The 26,513-nt window shown below is 36.2% G+C and carries 24 protein-coding genes and 1 pseudogene; 5 read left to right on the top strand and 20 right to left on the bottom strand.

Annotation, left to right across the window (positions count from 1 at the left end):
• The 9 genes and pseudogenes from AC1Q6O_RS06490 to AC1Q6O_RS06450 form a co-directional block, all read right to left on the bottom strand.
• A pseudogene (locus tag AC1Q6O_RS06490) lies at nt 1–546 on the bottom strand (hypothetical protein); the annotation flags it as partial.
• 286 nt (nt 547–832) lie between these two features.
• Complete coding sequence (locus AC1Q6O_RS06485; protein ID WP_008176373.1) at nt 833–1,918, bottom strand: EAL domain-containing protein; 1,086 nt, start codon at nt 1,916–1,918, stop codon at nt 833–835.
• A 250-nt stretch (nt 1,919–2,168) separates the two neighbouring features.
• Nucleotides 2,169–3,905 carry a methyl-accepting chemotaxis protein gene (locus AC1Q6O_RS06480; protein ID WP_043990122.1) on the bottom strand — a complete coding sequence of 579 codons (1,737 nt, stop codon included), beginning with the start codon at nt 3,903–3,905 and terminating at the stop codon, nt 2,169–2,171.
• Between the two features lie 96 nt (nt 3,906–4,001).
• Entirely contained in the window at nt 4,002–5,444 is a 1,443-nt protein-coding gene (locus AC1Q6O_RS06475) for a sensor histidine kinase (RefSeq protein WP_342550884.1), read from the bottom strand.
• Nucleotides 5,437–6,099 carry a response regulator transcription factor gene (locus AC1Q6O_RS06470; protein WP_008176378.1) on the bottom strand — a complete coding sequence of 221 codons (663 nt, stop codon included), beginning with the start codon at nt 6,097–6,099 and terminating at the stop codon, nt 5,437–5,439. Before AC1Q6O_RS06470 ends, AC1Q6O_RS06475 begins: the two co-directional genes overlap by 8 nt.
• A gap of 228 nt (nt 6,100–6,327) precedes the next feature.
• Nucleotides 6,328–6,639, bottom strand: a complete 312-nt coding sequence (locus AC1Q6O_RS06465; RefSeq protein ID WP_008176380.1) for a hypothetical protein — start codon at nt 6,637–6,639, stop codon at nt 6,328–6,330.
• 31 nt (nt 6,640–6,670) lie between these two features.
• On the bottom strand, nt 6,671–7,354 hold the full coding sequence (locus AC1Q6O_RS06460; protein WP_043990124.1) for an ABC transporter ATP-binding protein: 684 nt from the start codon (nt 7,352–7,354) through the stop codon (nt 6,671–6,673).
• A 12-nt stretch (nt 7,355–7,366) separates the two neighbouring features.
• Nucleotides 7,367–8,782, bottom strand: coding sequence for an ABC transporter permease (locus tag AC1Q6O_RS06455; RefSeq protein ID WP_089985087.1), 1,416 nt, complete (start codon nt 8,780–8,782; stop codon nt 7,367–7,369).
• A 387-nt stretch (nt 8,783–9,169) separates the two neighbouring features.
• Nucleotides 9,170–10,444 (bottom strand): cation:dicarboxylate symporter family transporter, encoded by a 1,275-nt coding sequence (locus AC1Q6O_RS06450; RefSeq protein ID WP_025115097.1) that lies wholly within the window; start codon nt 10,442–10,444, stop codon nt 9,170–9,172.
• 346 nt (nt 10,445–10,790) lie between these two features.
• On the opposite strand from AC1Q6O_RS06450, the gene AC1Q6O_RS06445 reads away from it, so the two are divergent.
• Genes AC1Q6O_RS06445 through AC1Q6O_RS06435 form a run of 3 tightly spaced genes read left to right on the top strand, consistent with a single transcriptional unit; the run spans nt 10,791 to nt 12,985 of the window.
• Nucleotides 10,791–11,441: a DUF1232 domain-containing protein gene (locus AC1Q6O_RS06445; protein WP_043990126.1), complete on the top strand. Its 651-nt coding sequence runs from the start codon at nt 10,791–10,793 to the stop codon at nt 11,439–11,441.
• Between the two features lie 16 nt (nt 11,442–11,457).
• Nucleotides 11,458–12,423, top strand: coding sequence for an LCP family protein (locus tag AC1Q6O_RS06440; RefSeq protein WP_492401008.1), 966 nt, complete (start codon nt 11,458–11,460; stop codon nt 12,421–12,423).
• A gap of 7 nt (nt 12,424–12,430) precedes the next feature.
• Nucleotides 12,431–12,985 (top strand): phosphatase PAP2 family protein, encoded by a 555-nt coding sequence (locus AC1Q6O_RS06435; RefSeq protein WP_239354428.1) that lies wholly within the window; start codon nt 12,431–12,433, stop codon nt 12,983–12,985.
• A gap of 80 nt (nt 12,986–13,065) precedes the next feature.
• On the opposite strand, the gene AC1Q6O_RS06430 is transcribed toward AC1Q6O_RS06435, so the two are convergent.
• From AC1Q6O_RS06430 to AC1Q6O_RS06380, 11 genes are all read right to left on the bottom strand, one after another.
• The gene (locus AC1Q6O_RS06430) at nt 13,066–13,800 is read right to left on the bottom strand and encodes a 5-oxoprolinase subunit PxpA (RefSeq protein WP_008176388.1); all 735 of its coding nucleotides are present in this window, start codon (nt 13,798–13,800) and stop codon (nt 13,066–13,068) included.
• 5 nt (nt 13,801–13,805) lie between these two features.
• Entirely contained in the window at nt 13,806–14,669 is an 864-nt protein-coding gene (locus tag AC1Q6O_RS06425) for a 5-oxoprolinase subunit C family protein (RefSeq protein WP_342532459.1), read from the bottom strand.
• Between the two features lie 3 nt (nt 14,670–14,672).
• The gene (pxpB, locus tag AC1Q6O_RS06420; RefSeq protein WP_342532458.1) at nt 14,673–15,368 is read right to left on the bottom strand and encodes a 5-oxoprolinase subunit PxpB; all 696 of its coding nucleotides are present in this window, start codon (nt 15,366–15,368) and stop codon (nt 14,673–14,675) included.
• Complete coding sequence (locus AC1Q6O_RS06415) at nt 15,352–15,966, bottom strand: pyroglutamyl-peptidase I (protein ID WP_008176394.1); 615 nt, start codon at nt 15,964–15,966, stop codon at nt 15,352–15,354. Before AC1Q6O_RS06415 ends, pxpB begins: the two co-directional genes overlap by 17 nt.
• A 7-nt stretch (nt 15,967–15,973) precedes the next feature.
• The gene (locus tag AC1Q6O_RS06410; RefSeq protein WP_446936999.1) at nt 15,974–18,802 is read right to left on the bottom strand and encodes a M14 family metallopeptidase; all 2,829 of its coding nucleotides are present in this window, start codon (nt 18,800–18,802) and stop codon (nt 15,974–15,976) included.
• A gap of 5 nt (nt 18,803–18,807) precedes the next feature.
• The gene (locus tag AC1Q6O_RS06405; RefSeq protein WP_008176398.1) at nt 18,808–19,710 is read right to left on the bottom strand and encodes an ABC transporter permease; all 903 of its coding nucleotides are present in this window, start codon (nt 19,708–19,710) and stop codon (nt 18,808–18,810) included.
• Nucleotides 19,710–20,642: a nickel ABC transporter permease gene (nikB, locus tag AC1Q6O_RS06400; protein ID WP_043990131.1), complete on the bottom strand. Its 933-nt coding sequence runs from the start codon at nt 20,640–20,642 to the stop codon at nt 19,710–19,712. Before nikB ends, AC1Q6O_RS06405 begins: the two co-directional genes overlap by 1 nt.
• Before the next feature lie 66 nt (nt 20,643–20,708).
• Nucleotides 20,709–22,289 (bottom strand): ABC transporter substrate-binding protein, encoded by a 1,581-nt coding sequence (locus AC1Q6O_RS06395; RefSeq protein WP_115648607.1) that lies wholly within the window; start codon nt 22,287–22,289, stop codon nt 20,709–20,711.
• A gap of 31 nt (nt 22,290–22,320) precedes the next feature.
• Nucleotides 22,321–23,112, bottom strand: a complete 792-nt coding sequence (locus AC1Q6O_RS06390) for an IclR family transcriptional regulator (RefSeq protein ID WP_008176403.1) — start codon at nt 23,110–23,112, stop codon at nt 22,321–22,323.
• Entirely contained in the window at nt 23,109–24,086 is a 978-nt protein-coding gene (locus AC1Q6O_RS06385; protein WP_492401007.1) for an ABC transporter ATP-binding protein, read from the bottom strand. Before AC1Q6O_RS06385 ends, AC1Q6O_RS06390 begins: the two co-directional genes overlap by 4 nt.
• A complete protein-coding gene (locus AC1Q6O_RS06380) occupies nt 24,061–25,074 on the bottom strand; it encodes an ABC transporter ATP-binding protein (RefSeq protein WP_171365159.1) in 1,014 nt (337 codons plus the stop codon). The genes AC1Q6O_RS06385 and AC1Q6O_RS06380 overlap by 26 nt, the downstream gene beginning before the upstream one ends.
• A 514-nt stretch (nt 25,075–25,588) precedes the next feature.
• Between AC1Q6O_RS06380 and AC1Q6O_RS06375 the strand changes: the two genes are divergently transcribed.
• Entirely contained in the window at nt 25,589–26,050 is a 462-nt protein-coding gene (locus AC1Q6O_RS06375; protein WP_008176411.1) for a chemotaxis protein CheX, read from the top strand.
• A 323-nt stretch (nt 26,051–26,373) separates the two neighbouring features.
• Complete coding sequence (locus tag AC1Q6O_RS06370; protein ID WP_009370491.1) at nt 26,374–26,496, top strand: hypothetical protein; 123 nt, start codon at nt 26,374–26,376, stop codon at nt 26,494–26,496.
• Nucleotides 26,497–26,513: the final 17 nt, after the last annotated feature.

The following is a 26,513-nucleotide window of genomic DNA, read 5'->3' as shown; positions in this document are numbered from 1 at the left end:
CACTTCATCAAGTTGCTTCATGGATTCTTCTTTCGTTAGTGTTCCCGCTTCTACTTGGTCAAAAATGGCTTGCATCTTTTCTTTTGAGATTTCATTAGCGTTCGTTGGTTTACCTGTAGGTTTTTTATCTCCATCCAGCCCTAGCACTTCATCAAGTTGCTTCATGGATTCTTCTTTCGTTAGTGTACCCGCTTCTACTTGATCAAAAATGGCTTGAACCTTTTCTTTTGAGATTTCATCAACGTTCGATGGTTTACTTGCAGGACCACTCACTTTATTTTTATCTCCCTTAATGCCTAGCGCAGCATCAAGTTGCTTCATAGATTCTTTTTTTGTTAGTGTACCCGCTTCTGCTTGATCAAAAATGGCTTGCACCTTTTCTTTTGAAATTTCATCAAAGTTCGTTGGTTTACTTACTTGACCTACCACATATTCACTTTTCTCACTCACTTGAGTTGGTGCCTCTGCTGCAAATGCAGACCCCATCGTGGATAGTGCGAATACGGCACCTAAAGTAGTAGCAGCTAATCTCTTTTTCTTTTTCATGTTTTTATTCTCCTTTTAAGATGTATTTTGTCTTACAGGTTTTATAATAGAGGCAGTATCTGTAGTTCATATGGTAATAGGGTGGAGAATTTCTAGAGATTTCCTGGAGATTATCTGGAGTTCCCTTCTTTCTTATTGTTCACCTTCACCACAACTAATAGAAAAGGTTTTATACAGCAAAAAACGCCCCCCATCAGGGGATTGCGTTTTTTTGCTGTCGTTTTATTTTTCTAAATATCCCCTTCATGTCGACAGGGTATTCTTTTGTTGTCGTACTATACTTAGTCTAGCAATTGTCATTCATAAATTTCGTCAATTCATTTATTGTTAGTGGTTTTGATATGTAATAGCCTTGTATTGAATCGTATTGGGCTTCAGATAAGGTATTAAGCTGCTCAACATTGTCTACACCTTCTATTATTACTTCTAAATCTATGGCCTTGATAATATTTGTCAGCAGCTCCATTACCTTTTTATTTGATTTCCCACTAATAAACAACCTATCTAGTTTCACTCCATCAAGGGGCAGTAAGGACATATATTGAAAATTCGAGTTTCCAGAACCAGAGCCGAAACCATCAATAAATATAATATGACCTCGATCACGTATAATTTTTAGATTTTCACTAGCTTCTATCCCCATTATAGTTTCCTCAGTTATTTCAAAAGCAATTCGGTTATTGTTAGTAATACCAATTTCATCTAGATGTTCGATTAACCAAGTAATATCTTTGATTAATGGCGCTGATAAATTAATAGAAACATAAACGACTTCATTATATCTACTCAATAAATCAACAGCTTTTTTGATAATATTCTTGGTTAATTCTATTAAACTTTCTATATTTAAAATTGGAATACATATACCCGGAGAGATAGAACCCATCTCTTCCCACCGCCATTTACTTAGTGCTTCAAAGGATAATTGCCTATTATGGTGTAATATCGGTTGGAAGACTATTTCAAACTCTTCAGTTACTAAACCTTTCTGTGAATTACACTCTTTTAGTTCATCGCTAGTTATGTTTTGCAAATAGACTTGTCTAACGTAATTTAACGCAGGAAGTTTTCTATCTTGGACATATAGATAGTGTATCTTTAAATATTCAATATTTGATAGTTCTTGACTAATTAAACGAGCTTGGGACTGAGCATGACAGACTAATAGAAATTCCTTATCAAATACTCTATACCATTCCACTTTTGGTTGATACAAAGTTAGCTTTCTCCTAACCACATCTATACATTTAGAAAGGTCCAAGTCATGCCAACTGATAATCGTAATGTATACTATTGTGAAAGATTTTTTATGTTCAATACTTTCTAATACAGATTTTCGATTTGATTCAAATAATGTCATACCGGTCTCCATCCTAATTCCTCCAATAGGGTCGTTTCAACCTCCATCTTTTATCAAAAAATTACTATTATATTATTTTATAAAGCTAATCTGTAGTCCATATGAATGTCGTGTGAAGTTTATGTGGAATATCAATGGATACCATTTTGAACTCTATTAAAAATAGCTAACAAATTTACGTGTTCATAAATTTGTTAGCTCAATATTCTTTTTACCATAAGAATATGTCTCTACTTTTATAAACCTTACCAAATATAATGATTCATTCGTTGGTTTTAAAGTTTGATACTAGATTTTGAAGCTCCTGAGACATCTCTGCTAAAGAACGAGAAGCAAATGTCATCTCAATCATAGTAGCAGACTGTTCTTCCGCTGCTGCAACAACCTGTTGTGTGTAACTCGATGACTGATCGGTAACATCTTTGGTTTTCAGTATTTCATTTACTAAAATCTCTGTATTAGCATTAATTTCTTGAATTTCCGTAGAGACAGATGAAAGTTTATTGTTAATCATGTCTACATCAGCTGCTATTTCATCAAATGTTTTCCCAGCGTTTGCAACATAACGTATACCCGTTTCAACTACACTTTTTCCTTCATTGACAATTTGTACTGTATTTTGTGTATGAAGTTGTATTTCACCTATTAGAGTAGAAATATTATTAGCTGCATTTCCTGATTCCTCTGCTAGTTTTCTAACTTCATCAGCTACAACAGCAAAACCTTTCCCTTGCTCCCCTGCGCGCGCGGCTTCAATCGCTGCATTTAAAGCAAGTAAATTGGTTTGTGCTGCAATGCTAGTAATGACATTAATAATTTCACCAATCTCTTGTGATTTACTTTCGAGCAATAGCATGGCTTTATTTGTCATTAAGTTCTGTTTATTTATTTGATTCATTTGTTCAACGGACTGTGTAATCACTTCATTACCAGAAAGAGAGACTTTAGAGGTTTCAATGGATAGGTCATTTAATTCTTTAATATTTTTCGTAATTGCTGTAAGACTCGATGATATCTCTGTAACGGAATGATTTGCTTCTTTCATTCCAACCAGTTGCTTTTCTTGTCCTGTAGAAATTTGCTGAATAGCCTTCGTAATTTCATCTGAAGCCGTGCTTGTCTGTTCACTACTCGCAGTAAGTTGTTCAGATGTAGCCGCAACTTGTTCGGCTGAGTTCGAAACGGTTTCAATCATTCCTCTTAAATTTGTAGTCATCGTATTTATTCCTGTTGCTAATATACCTAACTCATCCTTATTTTTAACGTTTAAATACGTAAAGGTTAAATGTTGATTGGCGATCTTTTCAACTCTGTCAGTAATCATTTGAACTGGAATGGCTAAATGTCTGGAAAATAAAAATATAACGATTACACCTATTAAAATACTGATACTAAGAGTAGTGATAATCGTGTATTGAATTAAATGAATGCCATGATTAAATGAAGCCATGAAGCTACTAGCGCTTACCACCCAACCCCAGTTCGGATCAATAGCAGAGTAGGCTATTTTATCCTCTTCTGCATCAGGGTCGTTGGGCATTGCTCTAGCGTAATATGTAAAATCCCCGCCATTTTGTGCTGCGTTTATCATATTTTGTACCATATAAACCCCATGACTATCGACACTTTCCCACGCATTTTCTCCTTCTGAGAATGGATGAGCAATCCTATCTCCATCCGCTCCGTAAATGGCAAAATAGCCGTCCTCACCTAAATCAACATTTGTCGTTATTTCACGGGTACCATCAGTTCGTAAATCCCCAATTAAATTTTGTTTTACTTTCTCTTGGGCTTCTTCTAAAGTTATTTCACCAATTTGAACGGCATAATTCATTGAATCAATTAATTGAAGTGCCATTTCTACATTATTTTTTAGCATCCTCTCTCCCAAATCATCCAAGTGCTTGTTAGCAGAATTATAACTGCTCACGCCTATAATTAAACCTGGAATTAATAATAGGCTCAATGAAATAATAATTAACTTTGTTCTTATCTTCATTTTCAGTCGATCTCCTATCTAATATAAGACTCAATAAATCTAATTACTTTATTGAGTCATCTGTGTATGCTTTTGAGACGCCAATCTTCGTACCATTTATTTAATTTGAGGAAATGTAACTAAAAATCGAATGCCATTTTCAACATTATTAAAAGAATAATTTATAGAGAGTGATGTAAATATTTGCTTGACGATATATAAGCCTAATCCACTCCCACCCGTGTTCCTATTTCTTGATTTTTCGAGTCTATAAAAAGGCTGAAATAATTGTTGTAGTTCCTCTGCTTTAATTTGTACACCGGTATTAATGACTTGGATTTGAATTTGATTTTCTTTGGAATCCTCCGTCAATTCTAAATAGACTGTTTCTCCTTGTGGTGAATACATAATTGCATTATGGATAATATTTTTAAATGCTTTTTCTAGTAAATCATTATCTGAAAATACGTAAAGATTCGGGGGAATTTTATTTATAACAGTAATCTCCTTTTGAGATGCAAAAAAAACGAGGTCTTTCATTATCGTCTCAATTAAATTTGAGAGATTTGTTTCTTTCATTTGGATTTTAAATATATTTTGTTCTAGTTTGGACATACTCAAAATTTCACGGACAAGTTGTTCCATGCCCTCTATAATTTTATGGTTTTTTTCTAAATAGAAGTCACGATTTTCATAAGGTCCGATATTATAAATCATGCCTTCTATATATCCCTTCATTACAGTGAGTGGAGTTTTTAACTCATGTGCAACTGTAGCAAAAAATTCCCTCCGTTTTGTTTCGATTTTTCTTTCTCTTTCAATATCATCTTTTAATTGTTCATTGGCTATTCGTAAATCATCCATTGTTTTTTGCAAATTATTCGACATCTCATTTAAACTATTAGATAGCTCCTCCAACTCATCATTAGAACGAACTACTATATTTTCTGAAAAATCGAGATTTGCCATCTTTTGTGCACGTTCATTTATATAGAGAAGTGGTTTTGTAATGAACCTTGAATATAAATAGGCACTGCCCAAGCCAATACAAACAACAATGATACTTATATAAGGAAGAAAACGTACTAAAACCTGAGAGGCCTCATCGATGGGTTGAAATGTCGCGAATACAGTAACCATTAAATTACGTTCATTCAGAAATTGTATGGGCAAGGAATGATTAAAGGCATTAACATTTTCTTCATTTTGTGATGTTTTTCCGGTAATAATGGATGATTGCGTATTTCCTTGAAAATTAAAAGAAGGCGAATAGATAATATTTCCGTTCTTTTCTTGTAGGTAAATGATTGCATTATTTTCTTTGGAGTACTCATCCAAAAGCTCTTTAGCTTCTCTTACTGTTAAACTCTTAGATTTATGAATTATTTCTGCTATGCCGGATTGAAGCTGATTTGTTTTATATTGCTCGTAGAATGTTGGAAGGAAGAAGTATAAAGTTAAATAAATTAAGACCGCAAACGATAGCAATATAAGTGAAGTAATCATAAAGAGCTTATAGGTTATTTTTTTCATCTTCATGAAGTTTACAATCCTATTCATCGATTTTGTATCCGATACCCTTTACAGTTTTAATATAGGGTAAATTTAATTTTTTTCTTAAGTTTTTTATATGAGTATCAATCATCCGTGTTTCTCCCGAATAATCGTATCCCCAAACTTTTTCTACTATGATCTCTCTAGTGAGCACTTTTTTTTCATTATGGAGTAGTAGTTGTAAAATTTCGAATTCTTTTGTAGTTAAAGGTATTTCCTCCTTATTTACATAAGCTTTATACCCGTCACAGTCGACATTCAGTTCATTAAAATTTAAATGATTACCCCAATTTTTATGATTGCTTCTTCTAAGAACCGCTTGTACTCGTCTGATCAGCACATGAAATGAAAACGGCTTAGTAATATAATCATCAATGCCAAGATCAAAGCCTTTCATTTGATCTTGTTCTTCTTCTAACGCAGTTAAAAATATAATGGGTATATTAGATTGATTGCGTAGCATTTTGGCCACTTCAAATCCATTGAGATTCGGCATCATAACATCAAGGAGAATTAAATCAAATGATTGTGTATTTAATCTTTTTATTCCCTCTACTCCATCAGATGCCACCTCAATCGTATAATTTTGTGTCATCAAAAACTGCTTAATTAATTCTTGAATTTCTAAATCGTCTTCTACTACTAAAATATTATAGTTCATTAAGATATCCCCCCTAGTTAGCCATTATAACCACGCAATCTGTAGTTTATGTGAAGATACCTACATTATTTCCTAAAAAATTTTATATGAATCCTACGATCAAAGTCATACATCCATATCATAAGAACAACATAACCTTCAGGTACAAAAATCCCCAAAGATTCATAGGTTAAATTTACAAATCTTTGGAGGTTTTATGTTGTTTTTTACGATAATTATGAAAGAAAATTAATACGGAGATGTTGAACCTTGTATACTTTCTTCTGAATGAGGTGTGGATGGATCCCACTGCTCAGGCATTTGTCCACCAGATTTTGATGTGAACTCCTCCCATTGTTCTGGGGTCAGTTTACCTCTCGGTTTTGGAGATTCCGAATCCCCCTGAGCCGGATTCCTTTCATCTAAATACGAATTATAACCCTGATACATATTGCTTTCATTGTCACCTAAGTCACCATTGAAGGCCACTAAGTTAGTAAGCATTCCTATAGCTATACCAATAGAGACTAAGCCTAATGAGGTTACTATTTTTGTCCACATTTATACCACTCCCATTCTTGGATTAGCTAAGTTACTTATTCAGATTTTCACAAACTAAATTGCGTTTCTTAAGGTAAATAATCTTATCAGATTGTTTGGCTACTTCTTGTGAATGCGTCACAACAATAATACATTTATTTTCTTGATGGGCTAATTCCTGAAATAGTTCAACGATTTCAGCCGAGGTTTTCTCATCTAAATTACCCGTCGGCTCATCCGCAATTAATAAATCCACATCACTAGATAATGCTCGAGCAATAGCTACACGTTGTTGTTGACCACCACTAAGCTGTAAAACCTTTCTTTTTGCTTCTATTTCGGTCAAGCCTACCATTTCTAATAATTCGAGAGCTCTTTTCTTTTTATCTTTTACTTTAACCCCTGTAATTTCCATTGCTGTTACTACATTTTGAAGGGCCGTCATGTACGTTATCAGATTATAGGATTGAAAAATAACCGAAACAAATTTATTTCTATATTTATCCAAACCAATTTTTCTTATATCTTTTCCCTTATAGAGCACATGTCCTTCCTTCGGGTTATCTAAGCCACTTGCCAAACTAAGTGCTGTTGTTTTTCCTGAGCCTGAAGGACCTAAAACGCTATAGAAACAGCCTTGCTCAAACGTAAAATTCACATTCTCTAGTAAAGTATTCTTCCTGTTATTACTTACATAATAATAATATAGGTTTTTAAATTGTAATATTGTGTCCATATGGGACTCCTCCTACTCATCTTTTAATAGTATTTCTTTTGGATTTAAGCGAAGAATGGATAGTGCTGGAAGAAGCGTCGATAATATGGCAATTAACAGTCCTAATCCACCTAACTTCAACACATCTTGTGAAGTTATACTTACATCAATATCATCGATAGGCTCCACATCATTATCTTGCTTATTCATCATGCCAAATGAGAATCCTAAATTATTAGATTCTTGTTGATTTTCTTGAGAGGCAATAACCTCTTGCTGTAATAAACTATCTCCCATTTTTTGAGACACTGTCTCACCTGTAATTGTAGAAATAACAAATGCTAGTACGGCTATACATAATACTTCTACTAATAGTTGGCCAATTAATTTTCTCTTTTTCTCACCGATTGCTAAGAGTATGCCTAATTCTTTACGTCGCTCTTTTATGGTTAACATAATAATAAGAGCTAAAATAATTGATCCTGTAATAGATACTAAATAGACCATCCATTTTGAAGTAGCAGCAATATTCTCAATAGGACCAACCATTTTCTGATATAAAGCATCATGTGCATCTAACTTGAACAAATCAAAATCGATATTGCTTTTCTTTGCGTCGGTTTTGAAATCTGCTATATTTTCTGGATCATTTAAGTAGTAGATAGCTTCATTAATGACTGAATTTTTTTCACCGCTCTCTTTCGTCGAGTCATAATTTGTGTATAGTTTGTTAGATGGATGCATCATAGCTGGTAAATTTTCCTCGAAGTCAGTTATACCAGAATTTTTATATACTCCTATTATTTCCAACTCTACTTCAGTCGTCCCTTCCATTGATTGGACCTTTATCATATCGCCAACTTGAAGCTCGTTTTGTTCTGCTAATCGCTTTTCAACTAGCACTACTTTCCTATTCTTATCCTCAGGTGTAATTGAACGACCTTCCATTATTTCATGTGTTCCATCCGTAAATTCTTGCAATAATTCAGAACTTCTCACACCTTGAAGAAACGTATTAGGCATTTTCATATTTCCAGAGACACTACTACCAACTGCACCGCTTACCCCATCATCACCTTCAGCATCGTTAATAGGTGTGTAATCATCTGCTACAACCATGTCACTTTTAAGATAGTTATAGTCTATTACATATGGTGATTTAGCTAACCGATCTGCATCATCTGCAAAAAGCTCAGGGTGTTGTATTTTTCCGTTTGGATTTTCTTGTCGCTGCTTTGCCACGTTTTCCATAAGCTTTTCTTCATCCATTCGAAGACTTACGTCTACACCTAATGTTTGTCTAGCATGGTCATTCGCCTTCTGTGACACATTTTGTATGGCGAAGCCGGCTAATACTAAATTGGAAACTACTAAAAATACTGTAAATAATATAATCGATTTCCCTTTCCTTGCCTTCACACTTAAAAATGCACGTTTGATAAAATTCATTTCCTTACCTCCTTGGTAGTTCAAATATATTTGACCTATCTGGAGTTAATATGGAGTGCGTGAAAACTTTATCTAGAGAATTAAGGGGGTTTATGTGAGTCATTTACTAAATTCTCAAACATGAGCTGCTAAACACGAAGTAACATACCCAGTTCTACTGTTAAGTCAAAGTAGGTCAACAAGAAAGGAATGCAGCAGATGAAGGCTACACATATAACATAATTCCAACAATTGAAAGCGAGAATTAAGTTTAATCTTATAAAGTCTTTAGACAATACTAATCTAGTAGACTTAAAAAACACCTTTACGTTGATTGATTATGGTTAAAACCATTTATCGACGAAAGGTGTTTTCTATGTTAACTTACACTAAATATTGTGATAAAGTTTAGGCTAAATTTTCATTATCCTTAAAGTAATTTTTCATTTTCACTGTATCAAAACGGCCTTCCCATTTCGCCATTACTAATGACGCTAATGAGTTACCAATTACGTTAACAACTGTACGTCCCATATCCAGGATACGGTCAATACCAGCGATAAATGCTAGACCTTCTAACGGAATGCCGACAGTACCCAAAGTGGCAAGAAGTACTACGAAAGATACCCCTGGAACCCCTGCAATCCCTTTCGATGTAACCATCAATACAAGCATTAACGTAATTTGTTCACCAATGCTTAGGTGAATACCGTACATTTGCGCAATAAATAATGCAGCGATCGCTTGGTACAGCGTTGAGCCGTCTAAGTTAAAGGAGTAACCGGTCGGGATAACAAAGGATACAATATCCTTTGGAGCCCCTAATTTCTCCATTTTCAACATAATTCGTGGCAACACAGCCTCTGAACTTGCTGTTGAGAATGCTAAAATGAGCTCATCTTTCAGTACTTTAATTAAAAATAATATATTGACACCTACGAATTTTGCAACAAGTGCAAGAATCACAAATATAAAGAATAGCATTGTAGCGTAAACAAGGATAGCCAGCTTAGCTAAAGGTATTAGAGAGGCGAATCCATATTTGGAAACGGTTACACCAATTAAACCAAATACCCCGAGTGGCGCAAATTTCATCACAAGGTTAGTTACCCAGAACATCGCATCTGCTACCCCTTGGAAGAAGTCTAAAACTGGTTTACCTCGATCGCCAATGGCCGCAACACCTAAACCAAAAATAACAGCAAAGAATATGATCGCAAGCATATCGCCTTCACCCATTGACTGAATGATATTGGTCGGTACGATGCCTACAATAATATCAAACGGTCCTTCATGCTGTACTTCTTCTGTAGTTGACACGTATTTTGAAATATCTCCTTGAGATAGCTCGTTCATGTTTAAACCTGCGCCAGGCTGGAAAATATTCGCGGAAAGTAATCCAACTACGATAGCTACTGTTGTAATAATTTCAAAATAAATAATGGATTTCCCGCCTAATCGTCCAAGCTGTTTCATGTCTCCAGTACCAGCAACACCTACGATTAACGTCGAAATAATAATCGGCACAACAATCATCTTAATTAAATGCAGGAAAATATCCCCTAATGGTTGTAAGTAGGTTTCAATTTTGGGGTTGCCATAAAAAATACCACCAACAATAATCCCTAAAATCAAACCGATTAAAATTTGACTGGCTAAACTAATTTTAAATTTCTTTTTCAATCCTTCGTACCTCCTCATATTATTTTTTTGGGGCTTGCCTAATAATAAGAGATACTTATAGAATCCGACAAAATCCGATGAAAAAACTTTTGTTTTTTTAGAAAAGTCAGAATATAAAGCTTGTTCGCTTCTTACAATTAAGTGCATTCTACCTTTATTTATCAGGCATTCACCGCAATTTGAAAACATTCCAAAACGCTAATAAGCCTTCAACTAATCAAATGTAAGCATGCTACCGTTATTACTTCCATTTGGCAGCATTTCATTGCCGAGTGTTGACAATTTGTCAACATCATTATACACTTCTGTTCAACAGTTATTTTTAATGAAGAAGGGAGAATCGAATATGACGGAAATGAAAGAAAATACGACTTTAGGTTTATTGTTGAAAGAGCTATTGAAAGAACGTTCATTATCTATGCGAAAGTTTAGTGAACTAACAGGAATCGATACGGCTACGATTTCACGGATTATTAATCATAAACGAAAAGCTACCCCACAACATGTAGAAAAATTCGCTGAATGTCTTGGTGTTCCTTTTATTCAGCTATTTGAAGCAGCGGGATATCCTATGGAACAAAGACAAGAAGAGTCACAATCAGATATTCACACCTCAGTTGATGCCATACAAACCTTTCTTAAGGCATCAAATGTATACGACAATCAGTTTTCAGTGCAGGATGTTGAAAAAAAATTAGACGATTATGGACTATTTTCTCAAACGGAGGAAGGCAAACATACCATTCATACGAGTTTTAATGAAAAGATTCAAAAAGTAGGTAGTGTTGGACCATTTATAAATAAGCTAAAAGAGTTATATGAAAAATTTACAACAGATAAAGGTACACTATTTGAATTAACAATAATCGGAAGTACATTATTATATTTTATTATTCCTGTAGATGTAATTCCGGATTATGTATTTCCTATTGGATATTTAGATGATGCAATAGCTGTACAACTTACCGGAAAATCTTTGTTGAAAAATAACGGATAGGTGGATTTATTAATTTATGGAAAGTAGTAAAACAAGCCGTAAATGGCTAAAAAATTCATGTTTCATATTCGCATCAATGATTGTAATAGGGGTTGTTTATTGGTTTTATCAGTACAATAGTGGGTTGGCCATGGCAGAAGACGACAGTAAAAATGAAGCTGAGGCTGAAGAAACTTTTGAGCCCTTCCAAGGCGCAGACCTACAATTTGGTGAGATTAATGTCCTCTTGATAGGTAGTGATACTAGAGGCGAAGAAGGTAGATCGGATGCCTTAATGATTGGACACTATAATCAAACGACGAATCAAGTAAAAATCGTTTCTATTATGAGAGATACGTATGTTGACATCCCAGATTACGGAAAGAATAAAATAAACGCTGCATTTGCTTTTGGAGGTCCAGAACTTGTTAGGAAGACCATTAAACAAAACTTTGATATTGATGTAAATTACTATGCTATCGTTGATTTTGAAGGATTCCCTAAAATTGTTGATCTTCTAGCACCCAATGGGATTGATGTGGACATCCCTTATGAAATGTCATATGGCATTGGCATGACATTATTTCCTGGAGAACAAACTTTACATGGTGATCAGTTATTAGCTTATGTACGATTCCGTCACGATCGTTTAAGTGATTTCGGACGAGTGGAACGCCAGCAGGAAATTATGACAAAGGTTAAAGATCAGATTAGCTTTCAAAGCTTAATGAATTTACCAAAAATATTAGGTGTTGCAGAGGCATACATCGATACGAACGTTGACAAAAAAACAATACTTGCAATTGGAAAAGGTTTAATGGATGGACACTCTAATGGGGTAGATACTTTACGGATTCCTGTTGCCAGTTCTTTTGAAAACAAACATGTAAATGTAGGTGCAGTTCTAGATATTGATTTAGAAATAAATAAACATGAATTAGAAAAGTTTTTATCCTCCGAGGATGATGTGCAAGTGTCTAAACTAGAAGGAGTTTCCTCTTAAAGAAAATATGACGATAGATTATCAGCTTTTTAAATTACTTAACCAGTTTGCAGGACAATACCCTATTTTTGATCAACTTGTCCTCTTGTTTTCAAAATATGGCCCTATCCTATTTGGATTAATATTGATATGGCTATGGTTTTCAAACTCTCAAAATCAGCATGAAAATAGAAAAATAGTATTATACGCCGTAACGATTGCTATTCTTACACTTGGTATCGATAAAATAATAGAGATGGTGTATTTTCGACCACGTCCATTCGTCAATCATAGCGTAATATTATTACTTGAAAAATCAAATCTAGACCCATCATTTCCTAGTAATCATGCGGCAGGTGCATTTGCCTTAGCATTTGCTTTGTTTTGGAAACGAAGAAAAATTGGAGCTGTCCTCATCTTGCTGGCCTGCTTTATGGCATTTTCGAGAATTTTTATCGGTGTACACTACCCTTTAGATGTGTTAGCAGGTGCTTGTATCGGATTAGTGGTAACTTACATAGTGATGCGGCTAATTGGTCTTATTGAGGACGCCAAGAATCACAGAAAAATGTATGTAAAATAAAAATGCTCTTCCAATCAAAAAAGTTCGCCCTTTATGCGAACTTTTTTGTGTTTCAATCCATTATGCTGAAGCCATCTACTTTATTGTTGATGTAGTTGCCTCCTAAGAGCAGCAATCTTTTTAGCAAAGTCCAAGGCATGTGGACCATCTCCATGAATACATAAGGTGTGCGCCGCTACTTTTATTTTTTGAGACTCTATAGACAATACTTCATTTGCCGTTAAAATACCTTTGACATGCTCCAGCATTTCTTCTTCAGTTTGTATTAAGGCATTCGGTTCCTGTCTGCTCACTAATGTGCCATTAGAGTGATAACGGCGATCAGAAAAAACCTCCTCATATACTTGAAGACCCTTATCCCTTGCGATTTCTGCCATTTGGCTACCCGCTAAACAATATAAAATAAGCTGAGGATGAAGATCATACACCGCATGAACAATGGCTGAAGCTTTCTCCTTATCATTTGCACTTTGATTATATAGTGCTCCGTGGGGCTTGATATGATGTACTGTCCCTTTTTCGATATGGACATACGCTTGCAGTGCCCCTACCTGATAGACAATCATATCGTAAATTTCTGCTGGGCTAAACGCCATATCCCTTCGCCCGAAGCCTTCACGATCAGGATACCCAGGGTGTGCACCAATATGAACATTTTTGCGAATTGCATTCCGAACTGTTTGGTGCATAATGGAATGATCACCCGCATGGTAGCCACACGCAATATTGATTGATGTCACATAATCTAGTATCTCTTCATCTCTTCCGGTCAAAAACGCTTCATAGCTTTCTCCTAGATCACAATTAATATCCATTCGTATCACATTTCCTCCAGTGCAAAATGTATTGTGCTAAACATACGCATTTGGGCTACTTTATGTAAATCATCTTCATGTACAGTGGCCATAATAGGATAGCCTCCTACTGTTTGAGCATCGGCCATTAAGATGATGGGATTCCCATTTTGAGGCACTTGAATTGAGCCAAACTGTGTCGCTTCAGATAGAATTTCCTTCATTTCTTTTAACTGTAAAACAGGGCCTTTTAAATAATAGCCCATTCGATTACCACCGCTAAACTGGAAAGGATTTTGCAAAAATTGTTGCTGACTCTCTCCTGTAAATAAATGAAAATGAGGACCCTTAAAAATTCTAACAGTAATCGTATTGTCAAAAGTCGGACGATACGGAGCATAAAGACCTCTATTATATTTTAATGGCGGGGCTATTTGTCCATATAAAATACTTCCTTTTGCATGGACCATACCTAGATTCCCCTGAGAGAGGTATGAGGTACTGCCAAGCTGCAATTTTGAAGTAAACCCTCCCAGCGGTGTCAAGTAAATGATAGAGCCTTGACTCACACTCTTAATCGTTAACCTATCACCCTTTGTTAAATGGAATGTTTTCCACATTTCAATGGCTGCATCATTGATCATGCATACCCCATGACCGCCTGTTAAAACATAGACCCCATCAGCCATTGCCTCAAATTCAAAACCACCCACGAACATTTCGAAAGAAGTTTGGTTATGATGATTTTGTAAAATTAGCTGGGCCGCTTGAAATGAAACATAATCCATTGGTCCAGATAACGGAATACCAAATGCCCGATAGCCAAACCTTCCTTTATCTTGTAAGCTACCATAAACCCCTTGTTTTGTTATGAGCAGAAGTGGCTTCAATCGCTACACTCCTTTGCTTTTCATTTCCCAATATTGTTGCTTAGTTATTTCATAAAACTGAACTTCATCACCAAGTTCAAATAGGAATGGCTCTTTACCATTGACATTAAAAAGCTCTAATGGCGTCCTTCCAATAATATTCCAGCCACCAGGTGAATCGACAGGATAGATCCCTGTTTGTCCACCTCCAACCCCAACAGAACTTGCAGACACCGACGCTCTCGGCTTTTCTAAACGAGGCACAAATAATTTAGAATCAAGTTCTCCAAGATACGGAAAGCCTGGCAAAAAGCCAATTAAATAAACGTAATAGCTTTTGGACATGTGTAACATTTTCATGTCCTCAAATGATAGACCCGTATAGTCCATCACTCGTTGCCTATCTAAGGCAAATTCTTCATCATAGCAAACTGGGATTTTTAATAGTCTATTCGTTCTGTCATCAATGACTGTGGATGCTTGACTGTCCAGCCATTGCCTTCTTAAAAGGTCTACATCTATTCGTTGTTTCACATATGCTGTAACTGTATGATAGCTTGCAACACACTCGACAAGATTGTGTCGTAGTTGTTTTTTCAGAAATCGATTAAATGCTTGTACTGCAGAAAAGTTTGGGTGGGATATTTCTTCCTTAAAGGAAAAGCGAATCGTATTCTTGCTAATCCACATTGAATAAGGAAATTCAATGATTACCTGCACGTATTGTCTCCTCAATGCAAAGCTTCACAGCAGCGATTAAATCACGAATATGCCAGCCTGGAATTTTGCCATGTTGGATGGCCAATTCAAAGGAAGCAGGTATATGTATAAAGCCAGCACGTACCCCTTCATGTTGCTGCGCATACACAAGCCCCTCATACATAATGTTATTGCATAAGTAAGTACCTGCTGTATTAGAGATTTCAGCCGGATAGCCCTCTGCTTGTAAACGATTAACCATCTGGCGAATTGGTAAATTCGTCAGATAGGCATCTGCCCCCTCCTCTTGAATGCTCTCATCCACAGGTGTGTAGCCGTTATTATCGGGCTCCCCATCTTTCACATTAATAGCAATTCGCTCAGGCGTTAGTTTATAACGACCCCCTGCGAGCCCTAAAGAAATAATGATTTGCGGTTGTATTTCCTCTATATATCGCTTTAGCTGCTCGGCAGATTGTTGAAAATCTACAGATAAAATTCTTCCTATAATATGATAGTCTTCTATCTTTTCGCCATCTAAGTTTTCTACAATTTGCATAGTTGGATTGAGCTTATAATCTAAAAATGGCTCAAATCCCGTTAATAATATGTTTGTCATGTGTTAGTCACCTAATTTCTATCGGACGTTTTTTTATGTAGCGTCCAGATTGTTTTTGTTTATTTACAGGAGTAGCTAGTGCAGCTTCTAAAATTGCCTGATTAAATAATTGATGGGCTGCCATACACGATAGTAATTCCTCACCATAAACGATTTCATCTGCAACTTCCGAAATGATATCTAAAGCGACCCACTGTGGATAACGTAAAATACTAACTGATGAATACGTAGGTGTTACTTCCATACTACGATAAAAGTTAATATTCCCCATTTCCTCAATCGGGTATTTATCTGGATCCCACGTTGTTCCATATTTATAGTATCGATCTCGCCAATACGCATTTTCTTGAGCAAACGTAGATCCATCAAACATCCTATTAACTCTTTCCGCTACTAGGTCCAGATTTTTGGCCTGAATTTCCTTCGTATCATCATCTGCATAACGACCAATCCCATAAATTTTGGCACTTGGAACCGTATAAGAAACTGGGAAAATAGGTGGGCAGGCGTAACCTGCGAACGGTTGAACCCACTCACGAGCTGGTATTCCATGGTCATCAATAACAATATCTGGAGCCCATTTTTTTAAGATAAGTGGTAATACATTTGCCTCACCGAACACACTTTTTCGGAATTTCACATGGGCAAATTCTAATCCCACCGCATTAAATCTTGCAGCATGATGCTTCCACTTCGGATGCTCCTTTGTCAAACATTCCATGATTTCATAGCCATCAGGGTTCGCTAAAGGGATAATAATGACATTCATTTTTTTTAATATTTCTGGTTGCTGACAAATAATATCTTCCATTAGCGCCAAAATCGCAGGAGTGCTAGATACTTCATTTGGATGATGGCCAGCTTCAAAAACAATCGTATGTTTTTCATCTGATTTTTTTAGCCCTGAATAATATTCACTCGTAATAGGTTCCGTCACCTCTAAAAATGGAATGACAGTACCTTTATAAGATATATCTCCATAATTCAATTTGACCTCTGAGTATTGTTTACAACGCTCTACTAATGGAATTATATTTTTCATGTTGTGTTTTAAAAAGGTTTTTGCCTTAGTGACCTTCAGTTCATTACCGATAGACATTTCTACAGTGTCAAACTGTCCTTCTTGATTAAACAAGATTCGCTTTGTAACGGGTTCCGCCATCGGTTTGTCATTCCACTGGTAAACCTTTATGGCACTTTTAATAGGCTTATACAAATCTTGTTCTATATGAATATAAGGAATAACACCACCTGGAGCTTTGTAAGGCTGATTAACTAACTGGCGACCAAGCTCATGAAAATAGTCTAAAGTATTAAAGTATAAATCCTCGTATAACGCCTCAAACGATGAGTTCGCTTCTTGCTGGACGCCTATTTCTTCTTCGATTCCAGAAGAAGTAAAGTCGATTTCAATTCGATCGAATAATGGAAATAGCTGAGCTTGATCAACGTTATGGGTATCTATTTTTAACTTTTTCACCATTCGTGGCAATAATTCCTTCATATAGTATTTATAGAAACGTTCACGATCAGAAAATATGATGTTCTCCTGCACTCGCTCTGTCTTGTTGAATAATCTATACCCAGCGGTAGTTGGGTAAGCTTTTTTCTGACCATCAACATAATCCACTTCACTAATAGGTGGAGTGAGCTCAGCTATTAACTGATCATCTACAAATACTCTATACACATGTTGTTGCGTGCTGGAAAGCTCAAATTGCACATGCTCCTTAGGTATGCCATATTGCATTTCAATCATTTCATCCACAGGGTATAGCTCCATAATCCAGCGATTATGTTGCTCTAAGCCGTTTACACTTACCCCATCCTTACATACTATTTTTACATGTTCAAAGCGCCCCTCGACAGATGGAAGTACTTCCTCTAATATCCAGTATAACCCTGTTTTAAAGGCAGCGCGAACTTTAATGGTTGTCAAATTTGAAAATTTTTCATATAAATCTAGCTTAAATTGATCACGATTTTTTTTAGTGGCCGTCATATAAATTTCAGCCTCTAACGCTTTATCTTGTTCTTCTTCTAATGCTTTTATCATGTACGAAGCTTCAGATTCATCGCTCCATTTTTCGTCCATTAAAATAGCCGCTTCATTCATTTGTTTTTCGTTTAACTCCCAAACTCCAAGCAGTCCACCCTCAGACACATGCTTTGCTGTTGCAATGGAATGGATAACGGTCGGTAGGCTTTCTTTCGTACCACAGATTTGAATGGCATTTTTGGCGGTCAATTCCATATAACTTTCGTTTTCGTGCTTGAATGAAATAGTTACATGTCGCTCTTCTGATGTTATAGCTGGTAATGAAATAGATGTGGCATATAGGCCTAAACGCAATGCTAGATAGCAAGTCTCTTTTAATAGAGCATTTGTCTTTAATTCTTCTTGTATATTCATTTTCACACTTACATGTTGCTGGGGATGTGCCTCATCCTTTTCACCCGTGCCATAGGCTGACCAAAGATGACTTAAATTTTCATAATCCGTTAAAGGGCTGTCCGTTTGGGTGTCGACCATTCCTTCACTGGCTATTGCACTTAACCATGTAGAAAGTGCTAATTCACTCTCATAATAAATGATCCATGTTGAGTCATCTTGTGAAATAAATGTGCTAGTATGCTGTAAAAACTTCATTGTATAGGACTGATTGGCTGGCTGAAATAAATCAAAGTCTACTTCATTTGCTTCAAAGCCTAAACGTAAGCAAAAATCAATTAATCCTAATGGAGCTAAATCTTTAGGTAAATCTATAAATAAAGAAGGCTTTTTTTTCGTTTCATTCTTTTGAAATAAACTAGAAAAAATTATAGAGTTCATCATATCACCTAAACTTTCATATTTGGATCTAAGCGATCTCGCAACCAATCTCCCAATAAATTAAAGCCTAAAACAGTTAACATAATGGCCACCCCTGGGAAAACAGATATCCACCAAGCTGAGGTCATATAATTTCGACTATCTGCTAACATTCCTCCCCATGAAGGTACTGTAGGCTCCACACCTAACCCTAAAAATGTTAAAGAGGCCTCCAATAAAATAAACTCTGCAATACACATCGTTGCTAACACTAAAATGGAGGAGGCAACATTAGGAAGTATATGCTTAATGATTATTTTGAAATGTGTCCCACCAATTGCCTTTGCTGCTTGGATATACTCTTGTTCCTTTAAAGCCAAAATCTCTCCTCGAATTAATCTCGCAAAACTAACCCAATATGTAAGTCCTAGGATAATAATAATTTTTTCAATACCTGTTCCAAAAACACTCATGATGACGATGGCTAGTAAAATAAACGGTAGCCCCATTTGAACTTCAGCTAGCCGCATAATTAAATCATCCATCCATTTCCCAAAGTAACCTGAAACAATTCCTAGAAATGTACCAAGCACTAATGAAATGATTACGCCACAAATGCCGACTAATAGAGATATACGTGCTCCGTAAATAATTCTACTTAGCAAATCACGCCCAACCTGATCTCCTCCGAGTAAGTATTCGGATTTACCAGTATCATCTAGCCATTTGGGTAGGTCAAGCCGATGCCCTAAGCTAGCCGCCCCCGGATCATAGGGAGCAATATATGGCGCAAATATAGCACATAGTATCGTAGTGACAACCAATAATAAGCCTATGATGCCTGTTGGATTGTTCTTCATGAATTTCAGAACTGTTACTATTTTATTGGCTTTTTTTATTTCGATTGCTTCTGTTTCCATTATTTGAGTCATTATTGCTCACCTCTTCCAGTTCTAATTTTCGGGTTAATCAATGAGTAGCATAAATCAACGATTAGATTTACTAAAATCATAATCAATGCTAAAAGTATGATTCCTCCCTGGACCACAGGATAGTCTCGTTGATTAATAGAATCAACAATCAACCTTCCAATCCCTGGCCAAGAAAAGACTTGCTCGACAATAACCGCACCTCCTAAAAGCCCCCCAAACTGTAAACCAACAAATGTTACAGTTGGCAATAAGGCATTGCGGAAAGCATGTTTAATGATAACTAGCCATTCTCTTATACCTTTCGCCCGTGCAGTTGTGACGTATTGCATTTTAAGTACTTCCAGCATAGACGTACGAATTAATCGAACTAAAATACCAGATAAGATAAGCCCTAAGGCAACGGACGGCAAAACTAATGAGCTAAATCCATCAAATCCGGATACTGGCAGCCATTTTAGTTGAACAGCAAAAATTAAAATTAGCATGAACGCCAACCAAAAATTAGGGAAGGAAATACCTAACAAAGAAAAAATACGACTAAACACATCAATGGATTTTCCTTTATAAATGGCTGATAAAATACCTAGCGGAACAGCTATTAACAATGCCACTGCCATTCCACCTAAAGCAAGCGCAATTGTCGGCCACGCTCGTTCGAGTAACATCTCTAAAACAGGGCTATTGGAACGATAGGACGTACCAAAATCAAGTGTTACTAAATCCTTCATAAATATGATGTATTGCTCCCAAACAGGCTTATCTAAACCGAGTTTGGCTGTCAGTTCTTCTACTGCCTGCTGTGAAGGTTCACCAGCCCCAAACATTATACTTACGGGGTCACCTGTTAAACGAATGGAGAAAAATATAATTAATGAAACCGCAATGATCACCAGCACGGTATGCGACAAACGTCGTAGAATATAGGAAAGCATAATTCCATCCTCCTAATGTGAAGTGAAAGAGATAGTATGCTAACATACTATCTCTTAATTTTTTACTTACTCGACAGTGACACCTGCAAAATTAAAGCGGCCATCATGTGGTGGTTGGAAGCCTTTTATTCGTTTATTCACTGCGTATATTTCAACTTCAGAATATAAGTTGACTTCAGTTGCATCTTCATATAATACTTCTGTAAGCTCTTTAAAGACCTTTTGTCTTTCGTCATTATCAATAGTGGCACGCTCTGCTGCTAATAATTGTTCTACTTTGTCATTTTTATAGGATGGGTTCCAGAATTCTCCCTCGTGATACATTAAATAAGCGGTATTATCAAAGTCCAGCGTCCAGCCACCCCAACCATTTTTATACATATGGCCAGCTTTTCCTTGAGGAATTAACTCTGATTGGAATGTCGTATTTTCCACACTATTAATCGATACTTTAATTCCAACTTCCTCTAAGTAAAACGCTACTGCTTGTGCAATCTCTTTAAATGTTCCATCTGTACCTGGAATAAAGAAATCTAATGTAGTACCTTCAGGAACTTTCGCTTCAGCCAGCAATTCTTTTGCCTTTTCAGGATCATATGGATATGGCTCTAAATCGTTATTATAGCCAAATGATAAATCACTTTGGAATGAGCTTATCAGATTCCCATAGCCACCTAAAATTTCTTTTACAATCGTTTCTTTATCGATAGCATAGTTAATAGCTTGACGAACACGTACATCATCAACTGGCTTTTGCGCCGTATCAAAACGAATTGAATAAGCTGTAGGTGTAGACACTTCCATTAATTCAATAAAGTCAGTTCCTTCTGCTGTTGCAGCTTGAGAAACTTCCAAACGTGTCATAATATCAATATTGCCTGTTTGTAATTCTGCAAGTGCTGTTGCTGTTTCTGGAATTACTTTAAATGTAACTTTATCTAGTTTAATAGCATCTTTATTCCAATAATCTTCATTACGTTCAATTATCACTTGTTTATCTCGTTGATAATCTGTCATTTTAAACGGACCTGTACCAACAGGTTTCATATCAAAATTCTCTGCTCCCTGTTCTTGAATATATTTAGGTGGTACGATTACGGCACCATAACCTGATAGTTTTGTAAGTAATACTGGATCTATAGAATTTAAGTGCATCGTTACTTCATATTCACCCGTTACTTCAACATGATCAATGGAAGTGTAATTTGAATATTGAGGACCTTTTTGACCTTCATCACCTAGCAGACGATCAAAAGTAAATTTAACGGCCTCCGCATTAAATGGTTCACCATTATGGAAGGTAACGCCTTGGCGTAATTGGAAGACAATTGTTTTTTCATCTTTATATTCCCAAGATTCCGCTAATCCAGGTTGAATTTCTAAATCTAAAGAACGACTAACTAATCCTTCAAATACTGATGTTGCTACGGTACTCCAAGACAGTAAAAATGTATCAATCGGGTCCCAGTTTTGAGGATCTCCTGCCACACGGACAACTAATTCATTACCCCTTGTGAGCGCAGCGTTTTCTCCAGAAGATTTGCTACTATTTTTACTATCCTCTTTTGTTGATGTACCGCCACTACATGCTGACAAAATAATCATCATGCAAACTAGTAATAGCGCTAGCCATTTTTGTTTCTTCATTATTGTTCATCCCCTTTTATGTTTGTGCTATTTATACGCCATAAGGATATGGCATCGAATAACCTAGTTCAGCCGAAATTAACGCAGCAGTTTCCCACAGTCCCTCTAAAAACATATTAATTTTTTCTTGTGGTAGTAGTGATTCTATACCAGCAATACTAATGGAGTACTCTACTTTTCGATCACTATTAAAAATTGGCACCGCTATTGATACAGTTCCTTCTTCTAGTTCTGACACGCTGTAGGCATAGCCATTTGTCTTACCAAATTCAATTAGTTCATGAATTTCTTTATCCGTATGAGGGGTTCCACTCGCATATTTTTTTCGAGGTTTATGAAGAACCTCGTTAATTTTCTCTTCACATTGAAAAGATAAAAGAATACGTGAGCAAGCGCCTGCGTAAAGAGGTGCTCTTCTTCCGACTCTTGTATATAATAGAACCGGCTTTAGACTTTCTATTTTTTCTATATAAAGGCCGTCCGTTTCATCCAATACTACTAATTGAACAGCCAAATCAAATTTCTGTTGTAACATTTTCATATATGGAATGGCTAACGAACGAATCTCTATGGAATTAGCAGCTATTGCCCCCAATTCAATTAGTTTATTCCCTAGTAAATAATGATCACTTAAAACTACCTGTCCACCACTTTGAACATATGGCCGTTTTAATACGCCTAAATCCGTAAATGTTTTTAGAAATCTATGTAAGGTCGGTTTAGGAATATCGGTTTCTATAGCTAGTTCGTCTAACCGCCAAGAAGGTTTTTCTTCCGTAAATAACGTTAAAATATTGATCCCTTTTTCCAATGTTTTGCTCATGTTAATCGCTCCATTTGTTCTTCATAAAGTAAACAAGAAACTTCATGTTGATCACTAATTTTTTTCAATTTCGGTGGTGTCACTTTACAAATCTCCATACAGCTTGGACACCGCGTATGGAAAGTGCATCCTGATGGCGGATTCGCTGGATTTGGCACATCTCCACTAAGGACAATTCGTTCTTTAACCGTTGAAGGATGAGACTTCGGTAATGCAGAAAGTAATGCTTTCGTGTAGGGATGCTTCGGATTATTAAACAATTCATGTTTGTCAGCTAATTCCACTATCTTCCCTAAGTACATCACCCCTATACGATCACAAAAATGATGCACGACACTTAAATCATGGGATATAAAAATATAGGTAAGATTCATATCCCTTTTTAAATCTTTCATTATATTTAGCACTTGAGACTGAATGGATACATCTAGTGCCGATACCGGTTCATCTGCAACAATCAATTTAGGATTTGATACAAGTGCCCTGGCAATTCCAATGCGCTGTCTTTGACCGCCTGAAAATTCATGTGGAAAACGTTCTAGCTGCTTTTCTGTAAGCCCAACTTGTTTGGCAACCTCAAAAACACGTTGTTTCCGTTCTTCCTTTGTACCGATTCCAAAATTCACTAAAGGTTCTTCAATTATTTTGAAAACCTTCATACGAGGATTAAGGGAAGAAAAAGGGTCCTGGAAAATGATTTGCATATCACGACGTTTTTGACGTACCTCTTTGGCGCTAAGTGTGGCTATATTTTCTCCATTCAGCAAAATTTCGCCCTCTGTAGGTGTTAGAAGCTGAATGAGTGTTTTGCCCATTGTGGATTTTCCACAACCTGATTCCCCTACTATTCCTAAAACCTCACCTTCGTTGACAAAAAATGAAATATCATCTACTGCTTTTAAATTTCCCGAACGTGATCCCTTCACTGGAAAATATTTTTTCAAGTGTTTAACCTCTAACAATGGACTGCTCATTTACAATTCCTCCTCCCACATCATCCTTTTCATATAACCAACATCTAACCGTGCTACCAATGGACGTAGTAAATAACTCTGGTTTCTGTTTACATTTTTCAGTTGCAAATTCACATCGATCGAAAAATCTACAACCTGCTGGCATATCGGCTGGTGATGGCACCACACCCTCAATAGACGGAAGATACTCTTGCTCTGTCTCAATATCCGGCAATGAGTTTAGTAACCCTTTCGTATAGGGATGGAGCGGATGATCAAATAAGTCCAACACATTTGCTTCTTCAACTATTTCACCCGCATACATGACAATCACTTTCTCACAGATTTCAGCCACAACGCCAAGATCATGGGTAATTAAAATAATGGACATGTCCAGTTTTTCTTGTATGTCTTTCATTAGCTCTAGAATTTGTGCCTGAATAGTTACATCTAATGCAGTAGTAGGCTCGTCTGCGATTAATATTTCTGGTCCACAAGCCAATGCCATGGCAATCATCACCCGTTGTCTCATACCACCAGATAATTGGTGTGGATATTCATTCACCACTTTATCGGGACGAGGAATACCAACAAGGCGAAGCATATCAACCGCTCGCTCATGTGCCTCTTTTTTTGAAATTTTTTCATGACTATGAATCATTTCAATGATTTGGGAGCCTACCTTATACACTGGATTAAGGGAGCTCATCGGTTCCTGAAATATCATTGAAATTTTTTTCCCACGAATCTTTCGCCATTCCTTCTTCAATTTTTTAGGAATTTGTTTTTGATCTATGTAAATCTCTCCATTTTGCCATTCAACTCCAGAAGGCAATAACCCCATAAGAGATAAGGATGTCATACTTTTTCCACAACCAGATTCCCCTACAATCCCCAATGTTTTACCTTTTTCAAGTTGAAATGACACCCCATTCACAATGGAAATATCCTTTTTATTTTGCTGAATACCTATTTTCAAATCCTTTACTTCTAAAATATTCAATCCCATTTTTCCCCCTCCGTTCCATATTATGAAACGCGATTCCATTTTTTAAAATTTTATCAGAGGTTAACAGGTTATTTCAATAGTTTTCAGAAAAAAATAAAAATTCTATTTATTATAATTATTTCGGAAAAACAATTAATACTGTTTGTAAACCGCTAAGATATCTTTTTACCTTTCGAAAAATACAAAAAAGCATGGTCCCGAGTGCTCGGACCATGCTTTATGTTTTTTTCTTATATAATTTCTTATTTCAAATGTGCAGTCGCCTGTTTCATGACGTATTTCCCTACTCCAATATAGATGGCTACAGCTGTTCCAATCAATACGAATGTCATTGCTGACCGCTCCTTTCATTTAATGTAGTGTTTTTCTCGTGTCTTTCAGACCAATTCATTGAATTTGAAAATCATTCTCACTAATATATTATAAATTTCCTGTTAATTCGTCAAGACATACTTTCATCTTACCCTTTTTACATGGTAAGATGTAGAAAAGTCGGAAAAAGGATGCGGTAATGATGAGTAATTCGAAGTACTTTCAAACTATTTTAAACGGGACTATTCACGCTTTAAAATCAATTCTACCTATGGATATAGAAGTAAAGTCGCCTAGTATTATTTCTGAACCCTTTCAACAGCAGCAAATGGGTGTATTAATTGGTTTAGTCGGAGATTTAAAGGGTCGTGTCATCATTGACTCCTCTCCTGAAGTGTTCAGTGGAATCGGTAGTACGATGTTCGGTATGCCGCTTGAAGGAGAAATGCTAGAATCCTTTACAGGGGAATTTGGTAACATGATTGCAGGAAATTTATGTACAGCTGTTGGGCAAGAAAGCTTAGAAATTGACATCACACCGCCAACTGTGATGGTGGGCAATACAAAATTATATGGCTTTGAGAAGGCCTTTGCTCTCCCAGTTTCGGTCCCAAGCGTCGGTGCCCTAACAGTTCTATTAACAATTGAGGAAGAAGCGGAGTAGAAAGCTAGGTTTAAAGTCTATGCCAAATAAGACATTATATGCAAGAGCATACAGCATATATGTTTTAAATTTGCCATTCGCCTATATACATTGATCATACTTCCTTAACATCTATTGTTTTTATTAAAAAAAAGCTAAATATAACAATGAAACAAGCTATCTCGATGACTTTTGAGATAGCTTGTTTTTTTCTCCCCTACATTCTTCACACTTTCTTCACACAATTTGTCTAGAAGTGTGATTTTTTTCACATCAAATTGCATTGAATTTATATATGATGACTGTAAGAAACACCAACTATAAAAAGCGTAGGAGGAGCAAAAATGGCAAATAAAAAGAAGTCAGATGAGAATTTAAAAGGTTCACTCTATGCAGTTTTTGGAGTAGGTATCATCATTATTTTACTTTGGGTGTACTGCTTTGATTTGTTCATTGGACGGTTTTAATCTACGAGGAAGGGAAA

Source organism: Lysinibacillus sp. GW823-FHT06C08, from assembly GCF_058795135.1.
This window is presented reverse-complemented; position numbering and strand designations above follow the sequence as displayed.

Coding starts and splice junctions, on each gene's coding strand:
- AC1Q6O_RS06485 (WP_008176373.1), bottom strand. CDS start 1,918: ATGGAGACCGGTATGACATTATTTGAATCAAATCGAAAATCTGTATTA.
- AC1Q6O_RS06480 (WP_043990122.1), bottom strand. CDS start 3,905: ATGAAGATAAGAACAAAGTTAATTATTATTTCATTGAGCCTATTATTA.
- AC1Q6O_RS06475 (WP_342550884.1), bottom strand. CDS start 5,444: ATGAATAGGATTGTAAACTTCATGAAGATGAAAAAAATAACCTATAAG.
- AC1Q6O_RS06470 (WP_008176378.1), bottom strand. CDS start 6,099: ATGAACTATAATATTTTAGTAGTAGAAGACGATTTAGAAATTCAAGAA.
- AC1Q6O_RS06465 (WP_008176380.1), bottom strand. CDS start 6,639: ATGTGGACAAAAATAGTAACCTCATTAGGCTTAGTCTCTATTGGTATA.
- AC1Q6O_RS06460 (WP_043990124.1), bottom strand. CDS start 7,354: ATGGACACAATATTACAATTTAAAAACCTATATTATTATTATGTAAGT.
- AC1Q6O_RS06455 (WP_089985087.1), bottom strand. CDS start 8,782: ATGAATTTTATCAAACGTGCATTTTTAAGTGTGAAGGCAAGGAAAGGG.
- AC1Q6O_RS06445 (WP_043990126.1), top strand. CDS start 10,791: ATGACGGAAATGAAAGAAAATACGACTTTAGGTTTATTGTTGAAAGAG.
- AC1Q6O_RS06440 (WP_492401008.1), top strand. CDS start 11,458: ATGGAAAGTAGTAAAACAAGCCGTAAATGGCTAAAAAATTCATGTTTC.
- AC1Q6O_RS06435 (WP_239354428.1), top strand. CDS start 12,431: ATGACGATAGATTATCAGCTTTTTAAATTACTTAACCAGTTTGCAGGA.
- AC1Q6O_RS06430 (WP_008176388.1), bottom strand. CDS start 13,800: ATGGATATTAATTGTGATCTAGGAGAAAGCTATGAAGCGTTTTTGACC.
- AC1Q6O_RS06415 (WP_008176394.1), bottom strand. CDS start 15,966: ATGACAAACATATTATTAACGGGATTTGAGCCATTTTTAGATTATAAG.
- AC1Q6O_RS06410 (WP_446936999.1), bottom strand. CDS start 18,802: ATGATGAACTCTATAATTTTTTCTAGTTTATTTCAAAAGAATGAAACG.
- AC1Q6O_RS06405 (WP_008176398.1), bottom strand. CDS start 19,710: ATGACTCAAATAATGGAAACAGAAGCAATCGAAATAAAAAAAGCCAAT.
- nikB (WP_043990131.1), bottom strand. CDS start 20,642: ATGCTTTCCTATATTCTACGACGTTTGTCGCATACCGTGCTGGTGATC.
- AC1Q6O_RS06395 (WP_115648607.1), bottom strand. CDS start 22,289: ATGAAGAAACAAAAATGGCTAGCGCTATTACTAGTTTGCATGATGATT.
- AC1Q6O_RS06390 (WP_008176403.1), bottom strand. CDS start 23,112: ATGAGCAAAACATTGGAAAAAGGGATCAATATTTTAACGTTATTTACG.
- AC1Q6O_RS06385 (WP_492401007.1), bottom strand. CDS start 24,086: ATGAGCAGTCCATTGTTAGAGGTTAAACACTTGAAAAAATATTTTCCA.
- AC1Q6O_RS06380 (WP_171365159.1), bottom strand. CDS start 25,074: ATGGGATTGAATATTTTAGAAGTAAAGGATTTGAAAATAGGTATTCAG.
- AC1Q6O_RS06375 (WP_008176411.1), top strand. CDS start 25,589: ATGAGTAATTCGAAGTACTTTCAAACTATTTTAAACGGGACTATTCAC.
- AC1Q6O_RS06370 (WP_009370491.1), top strand. CDS start 26,374: ATGGCAAATAAAAAGAAGTCAGATGAGAATTTAAAAGGTTCACTCTAT.